Raw genomic sequence first — 21,064 nt, 5'->3', positions numbered from 1 at the left:
ACACGCGTAGAGTTGACACATTGTTATGGCTCGGCGAGGGGCTGTCAACGGCCCCTCGCCGAGCCCAGGTTCGACCGGGAACCTCAGGTCACGGAGTGGTCTTGACCTTGATGGTGCCGTCGACGATCTTCTTCTTCGCCGCGTCCAGCTGGGGCTTGATGTCGTCGATGAAGCCACCGCTGGTGGCGAGCGAGACACCGTCCTTGGCCAGCGAGTAGTTGTTGACGCCGGTCAGCGGCTTGCCGTCGTGGACCGACTTGACGAAGTCGTAGACACCGACGTCCACGTTCTTGACCATCGAGGTCAGGATCGAGCTCTTGTACTTGGCCAGACCCGGGATGTTGTACTGGTCGGAGTCCACGCCGATGGCCCAGGCGCCCTTGACGCCGTTGACCGCCTCGATCGCGCCGTTGCCGGAGGAGCCGGCCGCCGCGTAGACCACGTCCGCGCCGTTGTCGAGCATGCCCGACGCGGCCTCCTTGCCCTTGTCGGGGCTGGAGAAGCCGGACAGGTCGGTGCCGCGGCTCAGGTACTGGACGTCGACCTTGACGCCCGGCTTGGTGTCCTTGACGCCCTGGGCGTAGCCCGCCTCGAACTTCTTGATCAGCGGGGTGTCGACGCCGCCGACGAAGCCGACGTGGTTCTTCTTGGTCTTCAGCGCCGCGGCGACACCGGCCAGGTAGGAGCCCTGCTCCTCGGTGAAGGTGATGCTGTTGACGTTCTTGGCGTCCACCACCGAGTCGATGATGCCGAAGCTGACCTTCGGGTACTTCGCGGACACCTTGCCGATCGAGGCGGCGTAGGCGAAGCCGACACCGACGATCGGGTTGTAGCCGGCGTCGGCCAGGTCCGACAGACGCTGCTCACGGTCGGCCTCGGTGTCGGAGCTCTTGGCGGTGAGCTCCTTGATCTCGCCGCCGAACTCCTCCTTGGCCTTGTCCGCACCCCGCGCCGCGGAGTCGTTGAAGGAACGGTCACCACGGCCGCCGACGTCGAAGGCGATGCCGATCTTGACGCCCTTGCCACCGTCGGTGGTCGACGACGAGCTGTCCTCCTCGGAGGACGTGCTGCCACACGCGGTGGCAGTCAGTGCGAGAGCTGCGGAAGCGATACACGCAGCGGAAAGCTTGGCTACCCGGCGCACGGGAGGCTCCTTCACCTGACCTGAGCGCCATGTCGGCGCTTCATGTGAGCACCATGCCAGTGCTCGGGCCGCGACGCCCCGGCGGCGTCGGCTTCGCGGCATCGTAACGCGCGTAGATGTCAGAAAAAGACCTCTCTCGAAGCCGTTATCGATTCGAGGCAAACAGCGTCTGAACTGAGGCTCTTCGAGCCTCACGCGACACATTGCGAGCAGTTCACGATTGGCTTACAACCGTGTTGCGCCGGACGGCGGAGCGACTCTCACGGGAGCCGCTCCGCCGCAGGGATCCGGACTCAGGCGCCGGCCTCGTCCAGCATCGCCGCGGCCGTGAACAGCTCCACGCCGACCGTGATCGCCGACTCGTCGGCGTCGAAGTCGCCCTGGTGGAGGTCGCGGACCGTGCGCTCGCCGGGGGTGCGGACGCCGAGGCGGGCCATGGCGCCGGGGACGTGCTGGAGGTACCAGGAGAAGTCCTCGCCGCCGAGGCTCTGTTCGGTGCCCTCCACCGCGTCGGCGCCGCGGCGGACCGTCATGGCGTCGCGGAGCAGGTCGGTCACCGCCGGGTCGTTCACCACGGGCGGGACACCGCGGACGTAGTTGATCTCCGACTTGGCGCGGTGCAGGTTGGCGACCTCGTCGATGGCGGCGACCACGATGTCGGGCGCCTGCTTCCAGGCGTCGATGTCGAGGCAGCGCACGGTGCCGGAGAGCTCGGCGTGCTGCGGGATCACGTTCGGGGCGTGGCCCGACTCGATACGGCCCCAGGTCACGGCGAGCCCGGCGCGGGTGTCGACGCGGCGGGCGACCAGCGCGGGCACGTCGGTGACGACCCGGGCGGCGGCGGTGACGAGGTCGGTCGTCAGATGGGGGCGCGCGGTGTGGCCGCCGGGTCCGTCGAGCGCGATCTCCAGCCGGTCGCAGGCGGAAGTGATGGCACCCTCGCGCAGGCCGATCCGGCCCGCGTCCACCCGGGGGTCGCAGTGCACGGCGATCATCTTCCCGACGCCTTCGAGCACCCCGCAGTCGATGGCGTCGGCGGCGCCGCCCGGCAGCACCTCCTCGGCGGGCTGGAACAGCAGCCGCACGGGCCGCGGCAGCAGCCCCCGGCGGTGCAGCTCGGCGAGGACCAGGCCGGCGCCCAGCACCACGGTGGTGTGGACGTCGTGGCCGCAGGCGTGCGCCCGGTCCGGGACGGTCGAGCGGTACGGGCAGTCGCTCTTGGTGTCCGGGATGGGCAGGCCGTCGATGTCGGCGCGCAGGGCGAGCATGGGGCGGCCGCCGTCCCAGTCGCCGATGTCGCACACGAGCCCGGTCCCCACGGCGAGCACCCGCGGCTTCAGACCGGCTCGCTCGAGCCGTTCCTTGATCGCCGCGGTGGTGCGGAACTCCTGGTTGCCGAGCTCGGGGTGCATGTGCAGGTCGCGACGGAAGGCGACGAGTTCGGCGCGGAGCGCCTCGGGCAGCGCTCCGGGAAGCACGGCTTCCCCGGGGAGATCGGCCTCGGACTCTGGCGACATCAATTGCTTCACCCTCTGAAGGGTAGGACGCCCGATGGGTCAACTGACCCTCGATCAACAAAAGTTCAACCCGTTAGGGGAGAAAAATCTGACCGCCGGACGCATATGTACCGTTCGGGGTGGGTACACTCGGCCGATTTCCTCGGCCAGGTGGTTGCCGGAGGGCACCACCCCTTCCTTCACGGATACCACGCCGGGCGGATCGGAGGCCGATCTGTTCACCTGTCGGGACCGCGCGGACACGGAAACGGCGCGGGATCCCGGAATCATCACCGCCGCGCAACGGCTTCGCGACGCTGCGTGCCCGGTACGGCCGGCCGGGGCATCCCGTCCTCATGACGACCACCCCGACGACGGCTCCCTGGCAGGCCTGCGGCTGCGGGGAGGAGCAGGTGCCGGGGCTCCTGGCGAGGGTCGGCGTCTTCGGCACGCTGGGGCTGGCCCTGGCCGCGCTCGTCGTGATGATCCTGGCCGGGTGGCTGCTGTCGACCGGGGTGTGGCTGTTGCGCCGACGGGGCGAACGGGCCGTGGACGAGGTCACCGAGCCCGGTCCGGCCGACTCCCCCACCGGAGCGCTCGGCGGCTTCACCTGGACCGCCGAGGACCCCTGACCCGGCACGCCGGCGGCGGACGGGAGAACTCCGGGTGCGGCCCCGGTGAAGTGCCGGGCGGGGCGGCGGGGCGGTCGCTAGGTTCGACACCGTGAGTGACGAGAACCCGGACTTCATACGGCCGGACTTCATACAGGCGGATTTCATACAGGCCGCCCAGGACTCCTACGACGTGATCGCCGACGCCTACAGCGAGCTGCACCCCGACGGGCTCGGCGGCAGACCGCTGGAGGGGGCCCTCCTGACCGCCTTCGCCGAGCTGGTGCGGGCCGGCGGGACCGCGCCCGTGGCCGATCTCGGAAGCGGTCCCGGGTATGTCACCGCGAGGCTGGACGCGCTGGGGCTGCCGGTCTTCGGGGTGGATCTGTCGCCCCGGATGGTGGAGCTGGCCCGCCGGGCGCATCCCGGGCTGCGCTTCCACGTGGGGTCGATGACGTCCCTGGACCTGCCGGACGGGACACTCGGCGGGATCACCGCCCTGTACTCGATCATCCACCTCCCGGACGAGGAGCTGCCCGGGGTGTTCGCCGAGTTCCACCGGGTGCTGGTGCCGGGCGGGCACGTCCTGCTGGTCTTCCAGTCGGGGGACGAGGAGGGCCGGGCCCATCTGGAGGAGCGCTTCGGGCGGACCATCTCGCTCGACTACTTCTGGCGCACGCCGGAGACCGTGGCGGAGCAGGTCGAGAAGGCGGGCCTGACCGTCCTGGCCCGGATGCTGCGGGAGCCGTACGAGGACGAGGTCCGCCCGCGGGCGTTCGTGCTGGCCAGGAAGCCCGGCTAGGGCGTGCCGGAATCAGGCCCGGGGCGCCGCCTACGCCGTTCTCGCCACCGACGACAGCCGGTGCACGTCCCGGGCCGTCCCCGTGACGCCCGACAGGAACCCCTGGGCCCTCGGTGAGGCGCTGTCGGTGAGCCAGGCGGGGTCGATGTCGCAGACGGCGACGCGGACCTCGGTGCCGACCAACGCCAACGGCAGGGTGTGCACCACCGTCGACGGAAAGCTGAGGATGGTGCGGCCGACGGGGCCGCGGCGGGCGATCAGCTCCAGCGGGAGGTCGGGGCGGACGATCTCCAGGCCGGTCTCCACGGCCAGGCGGTGCAGCTTGTCGGTGCTCTCGCGGCGGTGGGCGAAGTAGCGGGTGGCGCCGTGGGTCTTGGCCAGGGAGCAGACGGCTTCCAGGTAGTGGTCGGCGTCCACCACACCGGTCTCGACGAGGGATGTACCGACCATGTCGGCGCCCTTGGTGATGCGGGGCGGGCCGAAGCGGGTGCGGGTCCAGGCGAAGGTGTTGGCGGTGACCACGACGCCGAAGGGGGGTTCCTCCATCGGCATGGAGGAGAAGATCTCCACCTGGCGGTGCTCGTTCGGGGTGAGCCGCTTGCGGGCGGCCGAGGACACCGGGGCGAAGACCAGGTCGCGGGGTCCTGGGCGGCCGCCCTTGCGGTGCCAGCGCACCAGGCGCTCGCCGCTGGCGAGCTGGGAGACGAACTCCATGGTCGCGGTGCCGTCGTCGACGACGACCAGGTCACGGGCGCGGGTGATCGTCAGCAGCAGCTGGACGTAGCGGGAGAAGGGGTCGCCCAGGACGATCCGGTCGGCCCGGCGCAGCATGCCGGCCAGGCCGCCGATGGTGTGGAACGGGGCCATGGCCCCGCCCCGCGCCTCCTCCCAGCGGACCTCGTGGCCCTCCTCGCGGGCGAGTTCGGCCATGCGGCGCAGCTGGCCGCGGGTCATGGGGTCGATCGGGGACAGGACGACGAGGGTGAGCCCCGCGCCGGGTGAGCGCTCGTGCGCCCACTCCAGCACGTTCAGCAGTTGTACCGGACTCTCGACGAAGGCGAGAGTGTGGGGGCCGGTGGACCCGGCGCGGCGGCTCATCTACGTACGACCGTCCCGTCGTGGGTGTTCTCTTGTGGGGGGTGTCGGACTGGGACTCAGACGCCGACGGGCTCGCCGGCCGCGGCCGCGATCTCGGCCTCGGCGACGACGCCGGTGACGCGGCGCAGCTTCTTCATCGGGCCGAGCTCGGACTCGTAGACCTTCTTGACGCCGTCGCCGAGGGAGGCCTCGATGGTGCGGATGTCGCGGACCAGGCGGGTCAGGCCCTGGGGCTCGACGGAGGCGGCCTGGTCGGAGCCCCACATGGCGCGGTCGAGGGTGATGTGGCGCTCGACGAAGGTGGCGCCGAGGGCGACCGCGGCGAGGGTGGTCTGCAGGCCGGTCTCGTGGCCGGAGTAGCCGATCGGGACGTTCGGGTACTCCTCCTGGAGCGTGTTGATCACTCGGAGGTTGAGCTCCTCGGCCTTGGCCGGGTAGGTCGAGGTGGCGTGGCAGAGAAGGATGTTGTCGCTGCCCAGGACCTCGACCGCGTGGCGGATCTGCTTCGGGGTCGACATGCCGGAGGAGAGGATGATCGTGCGGCCGGTGGCGCGCAGGGCGCGCAGCAGCTCGTCGTCGGTGAGGGAGGCGGAGGCCACCTTGTGGGCGGGGACGTCGAACTTCTCCAGGAAGGCGACGGCCTCGGTGTCCCACGGGGAGGCGAACCAGGCGATGCCCTTCTCCTTGCAGTACTCGTCGATCTGGCGGTACTCGTCCTCGCCGAACTCCACGCGGTGGCGGTAGTCGATGTACGTCATCCGGCCCCAGGGGGTGTCGCGCTCGATGTCCCACTGGTCGCGCGGGGTGCAGATCTCGGGGGTGCGCTTCTGGAACTTGACGGCGTCGCAGCCGGCCTCGGCGGCCACGTCGATCAGCTTGAAGGCGTTGTCCAGCTCGCCGTTGTGGTTGATGCCGATCTCGCCGCAGATGTAGACGGGCTGGCCGGGACCGGCGATGCGCTCGGTGCCGAAGGTGCGGAGGCGGGAGTTGAGAGCAGACATGGCTATTGCCGTTCCTTAACTGTTGAGGGAATCGAGAGAGGGGCCGAGGATCCAGCTGGCGATCTCTCGGATCGCGCCGTCACCGCCGGGGACGGTGGTGACCGCACGTGCGGCGCCGCGTACCACGTCGTGGGCGCTCGCGACCGCCACGGGCCAGCCGACGAGGGCGAAGCACGGGAGGTCGTTGACGTCGTTGCCGACGTAGAGCACGCGCTCCGGCGCGATGCCCTGCTCCTCGCACCACTGCTTCAGGGCGAGGTCCTTGCGGTCGATGCCGTGCAGGACCGGGAGCTTGAGCTTCCGGGCCCGGGCGGCGACGACCGGGTTCTGTTCCGTGGAGAGGATCAGCATGTGCAGCCCGCTCCTGCGCAGGGCGGCGATGCCGAGGCCGTCCCCGCGGTGCACGGAGACGAACTCCTTTCCGTCGGAGTCGATCAGCACCCGGTCGTCGGTCTGGGTGCCGTCGAAGTCGAGGACGACCGCGTCGATGTCGTCGGCGGTCGGGAGGGCGCCGGGGCGGTCCGCGTCGAAGAGCGGCGCGAGGGCCCGGGCGCGGGCGAGGTCGTGCGGGTCGTCGATCTCCAGCACGCGGGCGGGGTCGGTGCGCACGAGTTCGGTGCGGCCGAAGAAGCGGTGCTGGTGCTTGCGGAAGCCGGTGGCCTCCATCGCGTAGGCGGCGCCGGTCTCCAGGAGGTCCTGGGGGCGGTCCTGGCGGCGGGGGCGGAAGGACTTGTCGTGGTTGACGCCGTAGCCGCCGCCGACGGCCGCGTCGGCCTCGGAGACGCTGCCCGGCGCGGTCGCCTCTTCGATGGACTCGGCGTCGCGCCAGACGAAGCCGTGGAAGGGGGCCACGGTGACGGCGGTGTCGGCGCCGTTCTCGACGATCGCGGCGGCCACCCCGTCGATGTCCTCGCGGACCAGGAACGGGCTGGTGCACTGCACGAACACCACCACGTCGACGGCCGCGCCGTGCAGGGCCTCGTGGGCGTCCACGGCGTGCAGCACGGCGGCCTCGGAGGTCGCGAGGTCCCCGGCGATGGCGGCCGGCCTGAGCACGACCTCGGCGCCGGCCTGGCGGGCGGCGGCCGCGATGGCCTGGTCGTCGGTGGAGACGACGACGTCCGTGATCAGCCGGGCCGCGCGGCACTCCCGTACGGCACGGGCCACCAGCGGGACGCCGCCCACGGGGGCGAGGTTCTTCGCGGGCACGCCCTTGGAGCCGCCGCGCGCGGGGATCACCGCGAGGACGCGGCGCACGGACGTGCCCCGGCTCGCTTCCGGGTTGGTCATGGGATCTGCTCCTTGAGAGATCAGGCGACGCACGGCTCGTCCTCCCGCGCCCGCCCTGCTTGCGGCTCGTTGTCGTGGGACCACGCGCTCCGGGACCCGCCGTGGCGGACCGGCGTGGTCGTCGGCCGGTCGGGGCGGACCGGCATGGCCGACGGCTGGTCGGGGCGGACCGGCATGGCCGACGGCCCGTCAGGAAGGACCCGACTGACCCGCGGCCCACCACCGCGAACCAACGCCACGGCCAAAGGCTCGACGCGGACCCGACCCGTCTGCGGCCCGCCAACACGGACCAACGCCACGGCCGGCAGCCCGCCGGGACGAACCCGACCCGCCCGCGGCCCGCCAACACGGACCGGCGCCACGGCCGGCAGCACCTCGGGACGGGCCCCGTCGGTCTGCGGTGCGTGGGTACAGGGGCGCGCGGCGCGCGGGGCTGCCGTGCGGGGCGGCGCCGTTCGCGGCTCGGGGCGGCGTGGCTGGCCGCTCACAGCTCCCCCATCCGGCGGATGACCGGGGCCACGCGCTGGACGCCGTGGCGGTAGGCGCCGCGGGCCGCGCGGCGGACGATCTGGCGGACCGGGCCCGGGTCCTTGTCGGCGGCGGGGGCGCCGGGAAGCGGGGTGCCGTCGGGGCCGAGGTGGTGGCGGGCGAGGATGCCGGGGAGGTAACCGGGGGCGGTCTCGGGGGTGTAGTACGGGGCCAGCGGGGGCAGTTCGGGCGCGGCCAGCAGCTTGGCGATGCGCTCGCGGGCCGCGTCGAAGGCGGTCGCGTAGGAGCCGTCGGCCACTACGCCCTGCCGGGCCACCCACTCCTCGTCCGGCGTGGGCCGGTGTCCGGCGTCCAGCTGGTCCCAGGAGGCGAGGCAGCCGGAGCCGACGAAGTGGTGGTTGCCGAGCACCTCGCGCACCCCGAGGTCGGTGAGGACCACGGTGGGGATACGGCGGTGCAGGGACTCCAGGGCGGCCGTGGAGCTGATGGTGACCAGCAGGTCGGTCCGGTCCAGGACCTCGCCCATGTGGCCGTAGACCATGCGGAAGTTGGCCGGCGGGTCGAGGCGCTGGACCAGCTTCTGGTACGGCAACTCCTCGATGTGGGTGGTGTGTTCGCCGGGCCTGGAGCGCAGCTTGAGCAGCACCTCGCGCTCGGGGTGCAGTCGTGCGTGCCGGACCAGGCGCTCCAGCAGGTAGACGCGGTCGCGGCGGTTGTCCGGCACGGACGGCTGGACCGCGAAGACCACCCGGTAGGGGTCGTGCTCGCCGGTGTAGGTGTCCCCGCCGAGGAACGGCAGCGCCACCTCGGTCACGGAGGAGGCGTCGGCGCCCACGCCCTCGTAGACCGCGCGGAAACGCTCGGCGTCCTGGCGGGAGTTGGCGAGGACGAGGTCCGCGCCGTGCCGCAGCAGCAGACCGTCGGCGAGCTTCTCGTAGACGACACCGACGTACCCGGTGACGACGACGGGGCGCTTGTCGCGGTCGGCCCAGACGCGTGCCAGGCCGTGCAGCATGGCCTGGACGCCACCGCCGACGAGGGCGATGACGACGACGTCGTACTCCTCCTCGGCCATCGCGCGCAGGAACTCCACGGCGGTGACCTCCCGGAGGGAGTCGGCGGTCACTCCCACTTCGCGCAGCTGGCGCGGGGTGGGCGTGGCCCGTCCGCGCAGCAGGAATCCGCTCAGCGAGGGGCGGACTTGCGCGGCCTCGCGCGGTCCGGCTTCCATGGACGGGCCGGGAGCGAGGCGGTCGGCGGTCAGCGCACCCCATTTCCAGCGGGTGTCCGAGTCCGCGAGGACGGCGATGCGCGGGAGCTTCGTTGTACTTGGCGGCACGAGGAAGACGCTAGGAAGCAATTCCTAGGTATGGCCCAACCGCGACTCAACGAAAAGTTAACAACAGCCCACCGCGAGCCGAACTGGCCCGTCGAAGACCGGGAAGTACACGGGATGCACCGTTCCGACACATTGAGTTCACCCTCCGTACCTTCACCGGAAAGTTGCGCTGCCGGGCGGCCTTCTAACGTTTTGCAGGTGCCAAAGCTTTCCGTGATCGTGCCGTTCTACAACGTGCAGCAATACGCCCCGGACACCCTCAGAAGCCTTCGCGTGAACGCCCGGCGGGACTTCGAGTTCGTGCTCGTCGACGACAAATCGAAGGACGAAACCCCGGCAATTCTCGAACGTGCGGCCGAGGAACTGGCGGATGTCGCGCAGGTGCGCTACATCCGCCACGAGAAGAACGGCGGACTCGCCACCGCCCGCAACACCGGCCTGGACGCGGCGCGGGGCGAGTACCTGACGTTCCTGGACGGCGACGACTGGCTGGCCCCGGGCTACCTCACCGAACTGGTGTCGGCCATCGAGGAGCTGGGCTGCGACTTCGTGCGCACCGACCATGTGCAGGCCACCGCGCGCGCCCGCAGCGTGCACCGCGCGCCGGTCGGTCTGCGCGACCAGGTGCTCAACCCGCGGGAGGCGATCCTGCCCGCGCACCGCAGCACCTCGGTGGACTACGCCTACGCCTGGGCCGGCGCCTACCACCGCCGCCTGCTCGACAAGGGCCTGCTGCACTTCACCGACGGGCTGCGCACGGCCGAGGACCGGCCGTGGATCTGGAAGCTGCACCGCGAGGCGGAGTCGTTCGCCGTGGTCAGCCTGCTCGGCGTGTTCTACCGGCGCGGGGTGGCCTCCTCCCTGACGCAGATCGGGGACGCCCGCCAGCTGGACTTCATCCGCGCCTTCGACCAGGTGATCGAGGAGACGGCCGCGGACCCGGACGCCGACAAGCTGCTGCCGAAGGCGGTGCGCACCTACTGCGCGATCATCGCCCACCACCTCTCGGACGAGTCCAAGTGGGAGCCGGCGGTGGCCAAGCAGCTGCGGGCGATGAGCGCGGCGGCGATAAAGCGCATGCCGCAGGGCGCGCTCGGTGACGTGCTCGAGACCATGGACCTGAACCGCTCCGCGAAGCTGCGCCGGCTGCGGCGCCGGGTCACCACTGCGAAGGCGGCCGCCTGATGTCCCGTACCAGCCCGCGCACCACCCAGGTCTTCTGCGCCTCCACGCTGTACGGCGTGGCCACGCTGGCCGCCGCGATCGACTCCGACCTGTTCGCGGAGCCGGACCGCCGGGTGCTGCTGGTCTTCAACAACTCCACCACCCCGGAGACCACCCCGTCCCTGGACCAGATGCCGGGCTTCGAGCCGCTGCGCAGCCACTTCGACGAGGTGCTGTCCTGGAACGAGGCCATCCGCCCCTTCCACCCCGGCTCCTGGACCCCGCGCGCCGACGACATCCCGCTCTTCGAGCGCTATCTGCGGCTGCTGTGGGGCCTGGGCGAGGACCGGGTGGAGCTGGTCCTGGAGTCCATCCAGGTCACGCCCGCCCTGACGGTGGCCCAGCTGTTCACCGGCGCCCCGGTCGACGTCTACGCCGACGGCCTGATGAGTTACGGCCCCACCCGCAACAAGCTCGACCCGCTGGTCGGCACCCGCGTGCGCCGGCTGCTGCACCTGGACCTGGTGCCGGGCCTGACGCCGATGCTGCTGACCGAGTTCGACGTGCCGCCGGCCGTGGTGCCGACGACGGCCTTCCTCAAGGTGCTCGGCGAACTCACCGCGGCCCTGCCGGACCTGCCCGTGCTGCCGGACGACGCGGCGCTGCTGCTGGGCCAGTACCTGTCCGCGCTGAACATCCTCTCCCCCGCCGAGGAGGAGGACCTGCACGTGCGGATGATGCGCGGCGCGGTCGAGCGCGGGCACCGGTCGGTGGTGTTCAAGCCGCACCCCACCGCGCCGGCCCGGTACAGCCGCGCCCTGGAGACCGAGGCCGCCAAGCTCGGCGTGGACCTCACCGTGCTGGACACCCCGGTGCTCGCCGAGGTGCTGTTCGAGAAGGCCCGGCCCGCGCTCGTGGTCGGCTGCTTCTCGACCGCCCTGTTCACGGCGTCCACGTTCTACGACCTTCCGGTGGCCCGGATCGGCACCGAGCGGCTCCTGGACCGCCTGACCCCGTACCAGAACAGCAACCGGGTCCCGGCCCTGCTGGCCGACGCCGTGCTGCCGGACCTGGAGTCCCGCGCGGGCGAGGACGCGCTGCCCGAGGACGAGCTGAACGGCCTGGTCACCGCGGTCGGCTTCAGCATGCAGCCGCAGATCTACCCGAGTCTGCGCCCGGCGGCGGAGCGGTATCTGTCGAAGCAGTTCCGGCAGCGCACCCAGCGCTATTTCAAGCGCAAGCGGCTCACCTCGCTGGGGCTGCCCGGCGGAATTCCGGAGCGGCTGGCGTTTCTGCCCCGCAATGCCACGGCCCGCCGGGTCGTGCGCAGGGCGCGGGCACTGAAGAAGGCCGTGCGCCGCTGAGTGAATCAGGGATGAATTCGGAGTTACCGAAAAGCAGATCACCGGAAAAGGTCGGACCGTACGCCCGCGATCCGACCTTTTCGTCTTTTCGATTTCCGCCGGAGGCCGGGACAGGCCCCGCGGGCGGTCCTACGATCGCCGAATGCGTATCCCCCAGCTCGAAGAAGCCAACGCCCGCATGCTGGCTCACGCACCGTCCGTCCGGCCGGTGGCGACCGGTGACATCATTCGCACCCATCGGAAGAAGTTCCCCTATCGGGGCTTCGCCGAGATCGATTCTCCCCATTGCCCACCGTTCGTCATGTTCTGCGTGAACGACGACGCGGTCGCCCTCGACACCCTGTGGAACGGGCGGTTCGGCTACGAGCCCGGCTCCCTCGCCACCTGGGCCCGGCTGGCCGCGCGGAGCAGGACCATCGCCGACGTCGGCGCCCATGTCGGGTACTTCTCGCTGATCGCCGCGCTCGCGGCCCCGAAGGCGACGGTGCACGCGTTCGAGCCGGTGGACCAGGTCCACGCCCGCCTCTCGGTGAACGTCCGCTCGAACGGCGTCCAGAATGTCAGGCTCCACCAGGCCGGCGTCTCCGACCAGCCGGGCTGGGCCGACATCAGTGTCCGCTTCGCCGGCAACCTGCTCTCCACCGGCTCCACGCTGGAGGGCGCCGCCGCCGACGCCGAACTCAAGCGCATCCGGCTGCTCACCCTGGACGACGTGTTCGCCGAGACCCGGGTGGACCTCGTCAAGATCGACGTCGAGGGCCACGAGATGTCGGTGCTGAAGGGCGCCCGGCAGGTGCTCAAGCGGGACCGGCCGGCCGTACTGCTGGAAGCCCTGGTGGGTGCGCCCCTGGACCCGCTGCTCGCCGAGTTCGAACCCCTCGGCTACGACGCCCACTGGGTCACCGAGCACGACGGCACGCTCGTCCCCTCGACCGCGTCCCGCCCGCCGAAGACGAGGAACCTGTTGTTCACGCCCCACGGCTGAGCCGTTCTCCCGGGGTTCACGAAGCCTCCATAGCTTCCACCAATGCGTCAAACACCTTTCGGGTCCCACCCGTTCGATACCGCGGACGGGTCCAGATGACCCAGCAGGACATACGGTCGTCCGCGCAGCCCCCGGCTCCCGTCGCGCTCGCGGCGGTGGAGCCGGGGCCCGCCCGCCGGCCGCTGATCTCATACGTCCTGCCCGTCTACAACGAGCGGGACGGCATCGCCGCCTTCCACACCGAGCTGACGGCGGCCCTGGCCGGCCGGCCCGACCTCGACGCGGAGCTGGTGTACGTCAACGACGGCTCCACCGACGGCTCGCTGGCGATCCTCAGGGAACTCGCCGGGCACGACCCCCGCGTCCGGGTGGTCGACCTCGCCCGCAACTTCGGGCACCAATTGGCCATCACGGCGGGCCTGGACCTCGCCGGCGGCGACGCGGTGATCGTGATGGACACCGACCTCCAGGACCCGCCGAAGGTCAGCCTGGAGCTGGTCGACGCCTGGCGCGAGGGCGCGGACATCGTGCACGCGCGTCGGCGCACCCGGCAGGACACCGCGTTCAAGCGGGCCACCGCGCACCTGTACTACCGGGTGCTGCGGGCCTCCACCGACGTGGACATCCCGCTGGACACCGGGGACTTCCGGCTCCTGGACCGCAAGGTCGCCGCCGAGCTGTGCCGGTACCGCGAGCGCAGCCGGTTCGTGCGCGGCATCGTCGCCTCGATGGGCTTCCGCCAGACCGAGGTGGCCTTCGACCGCGACGAGCGCTTCGCGGGCGAGACGAAGTACCCGCTGCGCAAGATGGCCCGCCTCGCCGTGGACGGCGTCACCAGCTTCTCCACCACACCGCTGAAGATGATCACCCGGCTCGGGTTCGTGGTGCTCGCCCTCTCCCTGCTGGGCATCCTCTACGCGCTGGCCATGAAGTTCTTCCGGCCCGACATCACCGTCTCCGGCTGGACCATGATGATGTGCGTCGTGCTGTTCCTGGGCGGCACGCAGATGCTGTCCCTGGGGGTCATCGGCGCCTACATAGGGCGTATCTACAGCGAGGCGCAGGGGCGGCCGCTGTATCTGGTGCGCGAGGTGATCGGCGGCGACGATGACGGCCGTTGAGGAAGCCGCGGCGCCACCGAGGACACTGCGCCAGCTGGTCCGCTACACCCTGATCGGCGGCAGCGGGGTCGCACTCGACCTCGTCGTCTTCCTGCTGCTGCACAACACCGCCGGGATGGACGAACAGCTCGCCAACGCGATCAGCACCACCGTGGGCATCGCCAACAACTTCGTCCTGAACGCGCGGTTCACCTTCGAGCGCCGCGACCGGCTGCTCGTGCGCTTCCTGCGCTTCTACGCCGTCGGACTGACCGGAATCGTCCTGACGAACCTGCTCTTCCTCGCCTTCACCGACGGCCTGGGGATCGACGCCAACGTGGTCAAGGCGGCCTCGCTGCCGCTGGTCCTGGCGCTCCAGTTCGTGCTCAACAGAAAATGGAGTTTCGGATGAACCTCGGCATCGTCGGCGCGGGTGCCACGGGCCTGACCGCCGCCTGGGACGCCGTACGCGCGGGCCACAGGGTGACCCTCCTGGAGGCGGCGGACGAACTCGGCGGGCTCGCGGCCTCGTTGGAGGTGGGCGGGGTCCCGCTGGAGCGCTACTACCACCACATCTTCCGCAGCGACAAGGCGATGATCGCCCTGATCGAGGAGCTGGGGCTCGGGGACGCGCTGCGCTTCCACCGGCCGACCACCGGTATCTACCGGGGCGGACGGATGATCGACTTCACCACGCCCGTCGACATGCTCCGCTTCCCGGACTTCGGCCCCGTGGACGCCGTACGCTTCGCCGGTTCCTCGGCGGTGCTGAAGGCGGTGCGCAACGGCGAGCGGTTCAGCGACCTCACCGCGCTGGCCTGGCTCAGGCGCTGGGCCGGGAAGAAGGCGACGGCGGCGATCTGGGAGCCGCTGCTGCGCGGCAAGTTCGGGGAGCGCGCCGAGCAGGTGTCGATGGCCTGGCTGTGGGCCCGGATCCACTGCCGGACCTTCGAACTCGGCTATGTGGACGGCGGGTTCGAGCGGGTGTACGCGGCGCTGCGGGACGGGATCGAGGAACGCGGCGGCAAGGTGGAGTTCGGCAAGGCGGTGGAGTCGATACGGCAGGACGGCGACACCGTGGCGGTGCGGTGCGCGGACGGTTCGGCGTACGACTTCGACCGACTGATCGTCACCACCCCGCAGCCCGCCTTCGCCAAGGCCGCCGGGCTGCCGGCCGACGCCACGGTGTGGAAGAACCAGTACCTGGGCGCCACCTGCTTCGTCCTCGAAATGGACCGCAGCGTGATCCCGTACTACTGGCTCAACATCAACGAGCCGGACTTCCCGTTCCTCGCGGTGGTCGAGCACACCCGGATGATCGACCCGTCCGTCTACGGCGGCCGGCACATCCTCTACGTCGGCAACTACGTGGAGCGCGAGGACTGGCGGTTCACGACCGACCCGGCCGAGCTGCTGGAGCGGTTCGTGCCGTATCTGCGGCGGGTGAACCCGGACTTCGACCCGGCCTGGATCAAGAACTGGCACTTCTCCAGGGCCGGGTTCGCGCAGCCGGTCGTCACGCCCGAGTACCGGGCGCTGATCCCGGCCCATGAGACGCCCATGAGCCGGGTCACGCTGGCGACGATGGCGCAGATCTACCCGCAGGACCGGGGGCAGAGCTACTCGGTGGCGATGGCCCGCGAGGTGACGGCCGCGCTGGGCGTCACCGGCTGACGCCTCGGCATCACCGCCTGACGCACAGCACCAGCCGCTCGCTCCCGCCCCGGGGGCAGTCGTAGACCGCGGTGATCCGGCGCCACAGCTCCGGGTCGACGCGGCCCGGCTGGAACCAGGGCCGCTCCAGGACCGCGTAGGGAGCCGGGCCGTGGTCGACGCAGTCGGCGTTCTCCTTGAACGACTTCAACTCGGACACGTCCGGCAGATAGCGGGTGCGCTGGAGGAACGTGGCGATCGGGTAGCGGCACCGGGCCGGGTGGCCGAGGTCGTACGCCGCCTCGCCGAAGGCCAGGTACAGCACCGGGGCACCGGGCGGCAGTTCGGCGCGGATCCGGTCGGCGTCCTCGGCGGCGTTGCGCTGCGAGCGCAGGTACTCGGCGCCGGTGCTGGTGACCTTGCCGTACTGCACCAGGTGCGGGGAGCCCGGCCAGATGCTCGCGGTCAGCAGGACGACACCGGACAGGGCGACCAGGACGGCCGACCGGTTCCAGAGCCCTCTCTTCTCCAGCGCCACGTCCAACACGGCCGCGAGCAGCGCGACCAGCGCCGCCACCGCCACCTCCCACGACCGCTGCGACTCCTCGGGCAGCCGCGCGTAGAGCACGGGCGCCGCGCCGTACAGCAGGGACACCGCCCCGAAGCACCACGGCGGCGAGCGGCGGGCGCCCCCGACCGCGACGCCCCACAGGACCGCCGCCACCACGGGCATCTGTGCCCCGTGGTAGAGGAACCAGTTGCCCTGGACGACCACGACGGCCTGCGCGGCGAGGCCGACGAGCACGGCCACCGCGAGGAGTTCGGCCCGCCGCAGCCGGCCCCGCACCCGGGTGAGGACCAGCAGCAGCGCGCCCGGCAGGAGCAGCAGCACCGGGCTGGCGATCGCGCGGTCCGCGAGGAAGTCCAGGGAACGGTCGAGGATGAAGTGCGGGCGGATGCCGGTACGGCTCAGGGCCGACTGGTTGATCTGCGGCATGTCCTCGGTCCACTGCCACTCGTGGGACCCGGCCAGGACGCTCATGCCGAACAGCGCCAGCGCGCCGGGCACGCCGACCACGGCGATCCGCACCGCCCGGCCCCGGTCGACCGTGTAGAGAAGCAGCACGCCGATCGCGGCGGTCGCGGCCGTGGAGTACTTCATCATCACCGCGAGCCCGAGCGGGAGCGCCGCGAGCAGGGCCGCCGGCCAGGGGCGCCGGAGGCCGAGTGCGGCGGCCACGGCGACCACGGTGAGGACCACCGCCGCCCACTCGGGCTGGAGGAAGTCGTTGCGGGGCGCGAGCGCCAGGGCCAGGCCGGTGGCGCCGGCCGTCAGGGCGGCCTCGCGCCCGCTCGTCCGGCGGACCAGGGCCGCGTGGAGCGCGTAGGCGGCCGCGGCGGCGAGCAGGACCCCGATCAGGTTCATCGTCGCCTCGCGGACCGTCGTACCGCCGAAGAAGGCGAGCCGGTCGAGGAGGGCGACGAACCACCGGTAGAAGAACGGGCGGTGGGTGAAGACCTCGGACGGGGAGTAGCCGGCCGCGCGGCCGGTGCGCAGGGCCGCGAGGACGTAGTGCAGGTCGCCGGTGAGCCCCCGGGTGACCGTCGTGTACACGACGGCCGCCGCGGCGGGCAGGGCGACCACCGGCCACCACAGGGGTGACCGGCGGCCGGCCCGGCGCGGCCGGGCCTCGGCGGAGGCCTCGTCGGCCAGGGCGGTGGCCATGGGTCAGCCGCCCAGGATGACCCGTAGGTCGGCCGCGTTCGCCTCGGTGACCTTCCACAGCTCCCGCTGCCGGCCGTGCACGTCGGCGACCGTCTTGGCGTGGTCGGCGAGGAGTTCCCGCGACCGCTCGACGAGACGCGCCGCGAGATGCCGGTCGTGGACGGAGACACCCCACTCGGGGCGCTCGATGTCCCGTAGGAAGTACGCCATCTTCGGGTGCGAGATGAGGCTGATGATCGGGGTGCCGACGCCGAAGGGGATCATGCCCGCGTGGCCGCGCATGCCGATGACCAGCTTGGTGCGGGCGTAGAGGTCGAGGATCTCCTTGTTCTCGAAGTCGTACATCGGGATGACCGGCAGCGAGATGCCGTGCTCGCGGCGCAGGTCGAAGGCGATCTTCTCGTCGTCCAGCGAGTGCGCCACGCACCGCACCTCGGCCAGCTCGCCCAGGTCCCGGACCGCCTGGGCCATCTGGGCCAGGAAGTAGCCGTAGTCGTGGCCGAAGCGCAGACCCGCGCGGTCGTAGGCGGCGTTGATCAGGATGGTGTCGTCGCGCTCGGCCGGGTCCTGCCAGCCGGGCACCAGCTGCCGGGCGACCGTGGTCGGGCAGGGCTGGAAGCGGATCTTGCCGTGCAGGTGGGCCGGGACCATGGCCCGGACCTTCTCGATCGAGCCGTGGTTGCGCAGGCCGAAGAAGGAGGACTGCTCGACCAGGAGCCGCAGCGACTCCCGGAAGCGGCCGGCCCGGTAGGACTGGCCGTCGAAGGCGTTGAAGCCGACGGCGAAGACCGCGACGGGCACGTCGATGCGCTTGAGCAACTCGTCCGGGACGTTCCACTGCCAGGCGCTGTTGCCGTTGGGCATGGTGTCCGGGATGAACAGGCCGCCACCGCCGATGACCAGGCCCCGGCGGCGGTTGACCCGCTGCAGGGCGGCCTCGTCGAAGAGGCGGTGGGCGTGCACGGGGTGCCAGCGGCGGGAGGTGGTGTCCGGGCCGAAGGCGGAGCGGACGCTCTCCGGGAGCAGCTTGTCGCCCGCGTTGCCCTGCCGGTCCATGTAGAAGGCGACGTGCGCCAACTGGTCCTCGGGCGCGCCGAGTTCCTGCGCGGGCACGGCCGCCGCGCGCTGCGCCCACAGCCGGCTGGAGCGGTGGGTCGGGTCGACGGACATGCCGGCCGTGGCGTACTTCAGGGCCTCGCTGTTGTCGCCGTGCACCCAGGCCATCTGGGCGAGCCGGGCGTAGGCGGTGGCGGCCCGGTTGGGGGCGGCGGTGGCCAGCAGCAGCTGGGTCTTGGCCTCCTCGTAGCGGGAGACGCTCATCAGGGCGTGCCCGAGGACCTCGTGCGGCCAGGCCTCGTCCAGCGGGATGTGCACACCGCTCAGGATGTCGACGGCGTCCTGGTAGTCGCCGGACGCGATGTGCGCGGCGGCCACCTTGCGGGCGGCCTCGACGTCACCGGTGCGGGCCACGTGCGGGGTGCCGTAGTGGACGAGCAGGTCGTGGTGGAGACCGCCCTGCTTCGAGAGGTACTCGGCGTGGAAGTCGGCGTCGTCCAGGTCGTACGACCGCCAGCGCTCCTCCGCCTGGGAGTACCCGCTCTCGCCGCCCTGCCAGGGCTTGTGGCGGCCGGTGAAGTGCAGGATCGCGGTGTCGTCCGGGACCGGCAGGTCGCCGGAGAGCCGCCGCTTGACGAAGTTGTAGCGGGCGTCGAGGCGGAGGAAGTCACCGTCCAGGACGGCGTTGAGGATGCCCTGGTCGTGCTTGTCGAGCTCGTAGTCGCCGGAGCGCCCGCAGCGGTCCAGCTTCGCGCAGAACTCGTCGGTCAGGTACTCGCGCTGGATGACCAGCAGCCCGGAGTTGAGCTTGTGCCGGCCGTAGAAGAACTGCGGGACGGCCGCCAGCCCCTCGCGCAGGCGCAGGAGTTCACCGAGGTCGCCGAGGACGACCATGTCGGTGTCGAGCGTGATGATCGTGTCGTACGCGCGGATCCGGAAGACGTCCAGGATGAAGTACGCCTTGCGGACCAGGTAGTTGTCCTGGTCGCCCTTCTTGTACGCGTCGTAGTGGTCGGCGTCGACCCGCTGGAGGACGATCCGCGGGTGCAGGTCGCGGATCTTCGCGATCGAGCCGGGGCGCAGGTCGTCGTAGAGGACGACGAAGTCCTCGCACACGCCCGGGTTGGACAGGGCGAGGCTCTTGAGCAGGACGAGGAAGCCGGGGAGGTAGTTCTCGTCGACGTAGGAGGCGAAGGCGATGCGGCGCTTGCCGGTGAGGGCGTGGGCGTCGGTCGCGGGGGCCCGGGTGGCCGCGGATATCGGGGAGGTCGTGGTCATCGCAGGGAGATCCTCATGTCGGTCACGCTCTGGGCCCGCTGCATGACCCATTCCTTCTCGCTGGTGTATTCGTGCACGGACGTGATGGCCAGCTTCATCGCCTCGGGCACCCGGTAGGCGCCGCTCTCGTAGAAGTCGAAGCCGATCAGGTCGAGGGTCGGGCTGACGTCCAGGAAGTCCAGCAGCCAGAGCATGTTGAAGCCGGAGGTCGGGATGGACGGCCAGACGTCGGTGGAGAGCTTGCCGATGTTACGGACGGGCCAGCGCAGCGACTCGTCGCCCAGGTAGGTCTGGGCGCCGGGCACCAGGCGGTTGCGCAGCGAGTACTTCCAGTCGCCGGAGACACCGCCGAACACCAGCCGGGTGGTGACGCGCTGGTCCCAGTTGAAGCCGTGCTTGTGGATGGTGACGTGGATGTCGGTGCGGCCGCCGGTGTGCTTCGGGTCGATCCGGTAGGAGTTGAAGCGGACCACGAGGTCGTAGTCGTCGATCCGCGAGCCCATCGAACTGGACCCGACCCGGCCGGAGTTGGCGATCAGGCAGATCGACTTGCCGGCGATCTGGTTGCGGAACTCGCCGAGGGTGATCCACTGCACGCCGCCGACGGTGGGGTCGCCGACGGGGCCGCGCATGCGGTTGCGGCGCTGCTCGGCGTAGAGGGCGACGGCCTCGGTGAGCGCGGGCAGGTCGGTCTCCCGGGTGAGGCGCAGGTCGAGGTACTGGCTGAGCAGTTCCTGCCGGTCCTGCACCGGCGCGTTCTCCGCGGCCAGCGAGAGGAGCGCTCCCACGAGCCGGGGCTCGGCCTCGGTCCAGTCGTCGACGGCGTGTGCCGCCAGGCCCTCGGCCCACACCTCGGTGGCCGGGGCGCCGGTGAACTCCCCGGCGCGCGGGCACTGCCGCCCGAGCAGCGCGTACAGCTCGCGCTCGGTCCCGGCCGCGGAGCGCAGGCCGTCGATGCGGGCGCGGACGCCGAAGCCGTCGTCGTCGGTGAGGGCGAGATAGCGCTCGTACGCCTCCAGGGCCTCGCCGTCCTCGCCGAGGGTCTCCAGGAGGCGGGCGCGCAGCCGCCAGCCGGCGCGGGAGTTCTTCCGCTGGGCGAGGACGGTGTCGCTGATGACCAGGGCGAGGTTCAACTCGTCGTCATAACCGCACTCCAGGGCCTTGTTGGCGACGGCGAGCAGGGCGTCCAGCAGTTCGGAGGGGATGCCGGGGGCCGGGGTCGCGGCACCCTTCACGGCCCGCTTGAGCAGTGCGGTCGCGCCGCCGGCCGGGGCCGGCGCGGGAGCGGTGGCGCCGGTCGTCCCCCAGACGACCAGCAGCCTGCGCAGTTGCTCCCCGAGTTCGACCCGGCGGCGGTCGACGCTGCCCACGACCTTGCCGCTGTGCGCCGCGCAGGCGCGCAGGCACTCGTCCAGCTCCCCTCCACGCGCACGTGCACGCCTCTTCTGGACTGTCGTCATGGCACTCC

General features: G+C 71.2%; 17 protein-coding genes. 8 read left to right on the top strand and 9 right to left on the bottom strand.

Features of this window, described 5'->3' with window-relative positions:
- Window positions 1-88: 88 nt before the first annotated feature.
- Entirely contained in the window at window positions 89-1,144 is a 1,056-nt protein-coding gene (locus K4B79_RS10995) for a BMP family lipoprotein (RefSeq protein WP_232026311.1), read from the bottom strand.
- A gap of 293 nt (window positions 1,145-1,437) precedes the next feature.
- Entirely contained in the window at window positions 1,438-2,661 is a 1,224-nt protein-coding gene (locus tag K4B79_RS10990) for a M20 family metallopeptidase (protein ID WP_232026310.1), read from the bottom strand.
- Window positions 2,662-2,996: 335 nt separating this feature from the next.
- Here K4B79_RS10990 and K4B79_RS10985 point away from each other — a divergent pair, with 335 nt between their 5' ends.
- Together K4B79_RS10985 and K4B79_RS10980 are read left to right on the top strand one after the other, a co-directional pair.
- The gene (locus K4B79_RS10985; RefSeq protein ID WP_232026309.1) at window positions 2,997-3,272 is read left to right on the top strand and encodes a hypothetical protein; all 276 of its coding nucleotides are present in this window, start codon (window positions 2,997-2,999) and stop codon (window positions 3,270-3,272) included.
- Window positions 3,273-3,363: 91 nt separating this feature from the next.
- Window positions 3,364-4,053, top strand: a complete 690-nt coding sequence (locus K4B79_RS10980) for a class I SAM-dependent DNA methyltransferase (protein ID WP_232026308.1) — start codon at window positions 3,364-3,366, stop codon at window positions 4,051-4,053.
- A 30-nt stretch (window positions 4,054-4,083) separates the two neighbouring features.
- Here K4B79_RS10980 and K4B79_RS10975 read toward each other — a convergent pair whose 3' ends face one another.
- The 4 genes from K4B79_RS10975 to K4B79_RS10960 form a co-directional block, all read right to left on the bottom strand.
- A complete protein-coding gene (locus K4B79_RS10975; protein WP_232026307.1) occupies window positions 4,084-5,151 on the bottom strand; it encodes a hypothetical protein in 1,068 nt (355 codons plus the stop codon).
- 56 nt (window positions 5,152-5,207) lie between these two features.
- On the bottom strand, window positions 5,208-6,152 hold the full coding sequence (locus K4B79_RS10970; RefSeq protein ID WP_232026306.1) for an N-acetylneuraminate synthase family protein: 945 nt from the start codon (window positions 6,150-6,152) through the stop codon (window positions 5,208-5,210).
- Window positions 6,153-6,167: 15 nt separating this feature from the next.
- Window positions 6,168-7,442 (bottom strand): N-acylneuraminate cytidylyltransferase, encoded by a 1,275-nt coding sequence (locus tag K4B79_RS10965; protein ID WP_232026305.1) that lies wholly within the window; start codon window positions 7,440-7,442, stop codon window positions 6,168-6,170.
- Window positions 7,443-7,926: 484 nt separating this feature from the next.
- On the bottom strand, window positions 7,927-9,270 hold the full coding sequence (locus K4B79_RS10960) for a DUF6716 putative glycosyltransferase (protein ID WP_232026304.1): 1,344 nt from the start codon (window positions 9,268-9,270) through the stop codon (window positions 7,927-7,929).
- A 198-nt stretch (window positions 9,271-9,468) separates the two neighbouring features.
- On the opposite strand from K4B79_RS10960, the gene K4B79_RS10955 reads away from it, so the two are divergent.
- From K4B79_RS10955 to K4B79_RS10930, 6 genes are all read left to right on the top strand, one after another.
- On the top strand, window positions 9,469-10,455 hold the full coding sequence (locus K4B79_RS10955; protein ID WP_232026303.1) for a glycosyltransferase family 2 protein: 987 nt from the start codon (window positions 9,469-9,471) through the stop codon (window positions 10,453-10,455).
- Entirely contained in the window at window positions 10,455-11,798 is a 1,344-nt protein-coding gene (locus K4B79_RS10950; RefSeq protein ID WP_232026302.1) for an alpha-2,8-polysialyltransferase family protein, read from the top strand. The genes K4B79_RS10955 and K4B79_RS10950 overlap by 1 nt, the downstream gene beginning before the upstream one ends.
- Window positions 11,799-11,940: 142 nt before the next feature.
- Window positions 11,941-12,783 carry an FkbM family methyltransferase gene (locus K4B79_RS10945; protein WP_232026301.1) on the top strand — a complete coding sequence of 281 codons (843 nt, stop codon included), beginning with the start codon at window positions 11,941-11,943 and terminating at the stop codon, window positions 12,781-12,783.
- Window positions 12,784-12,878: 95 nt separating this feature from the next.
- Complete coding sequence (locus K4B79_RS10940; RefSeq protein ID WP_232026300.1) at window positions 12,879-13,904, top strand: glycosyltransferase family 2 protein; 1,026 nt, start codon at window positions 12,879-12,881, stop codon at window positions 13,902-13,904.
- Window positions 13,891-14,295 carry a GtrA family protein gene (locus K4B79_RS10935; protein WP_232026299.1) on the top strand — a complete coding sequence of 135 codons (405 nt, stop codon included), beginning with the start codon at window positions 13,891-13,893 and terminating at the stop codon, window positions 14,293-14,295. Before K4B79_RS10940 ends, K4B79_RS10935 begins: the two co-directional genes overlap by 14 nt.
- Window positions 14,292-15,557 carry an NAD(P)/FAD-dependent oxidoreductase gene (locus tag K4B79_RS10930; RefSeq protein WP_232026298.1) on the top strand — a complete coding sequence of 422 codons (1,266 nt, stop codon included), beginning with the start codon at window positions 14,292-14,294 and terminating at the stop codon, window positions 15,555-15,557. The genes K4B79_RS10935 and K4B79_RS10930 overlap by 4 nt, the downstream gene beginning before the upstream one ends.
- A 10-nt stretch (window positions 15,558-15,567) precedes the next feature.
- On the opposite strand, the gene K4B79_RS10925 is transcribed toward K4B79_RS10930, so the two are convergent.
- From K4B79_RS10925 to K4B79_RS10915, 3 genes are read right to left on the bottom strand one after another with little or no spacing between them, the layout of a single operon-like run.
- Window positions 15,568-17,262 (bottom strand): hypothetical protein, encoded by a 1,695-nt coding sequence (locus K4B79_RS10925; protein ID WP_232026297.1) that lies wholly within the window; start codon window positions 17,260-17,262, stop codon window positions 15,568-15,570.
- A 3-nt stretch (window positions 17,263-17,265) separates the two neighbouring features.
- On the bottom strand, window positions 17,266-19,596 hold the full coding sequence (locus K4B79_RS10920) for a glycosyltransferase (protein ID WP_232026296.1): 2,331 nt from the start codon (window positions 19,594-19,596) through the stop codon (window positions 17,266-17,268).
- Complete coding sequence (locus K4B79_RS10915) at window positions 19,593-21,056, bottom strand: glycosyltransferase family 29 protein (protein ID WP_232026295.1); 1,464 nt, start codon at window positions 21,054-21,056, stop codon at window positions 19,593-19,595. The genes K4B79_RS10920 and K4B79_RS10915 overlap by 4 nt, the downstream gene beginning before the upstream one ends.
- Window positions 21,057-21,064 lie beyond the last annotated feature (8 nt).

The organism is Streptomyces lincolnensis (assembly GCF_021173675.1).
Taxonomy (GTDB): domain Bacteria; phylum Actinomycetota; class Actinomycetes; order Streptomycetales; family Streptomycetaceae; genus Streptomyces; species Streptomyces lincolnensis_B.
Note: the sequence above shows the minus strand (reverse complement) of the source record. Positions and strands in the feature narration are given on the sequence as shown.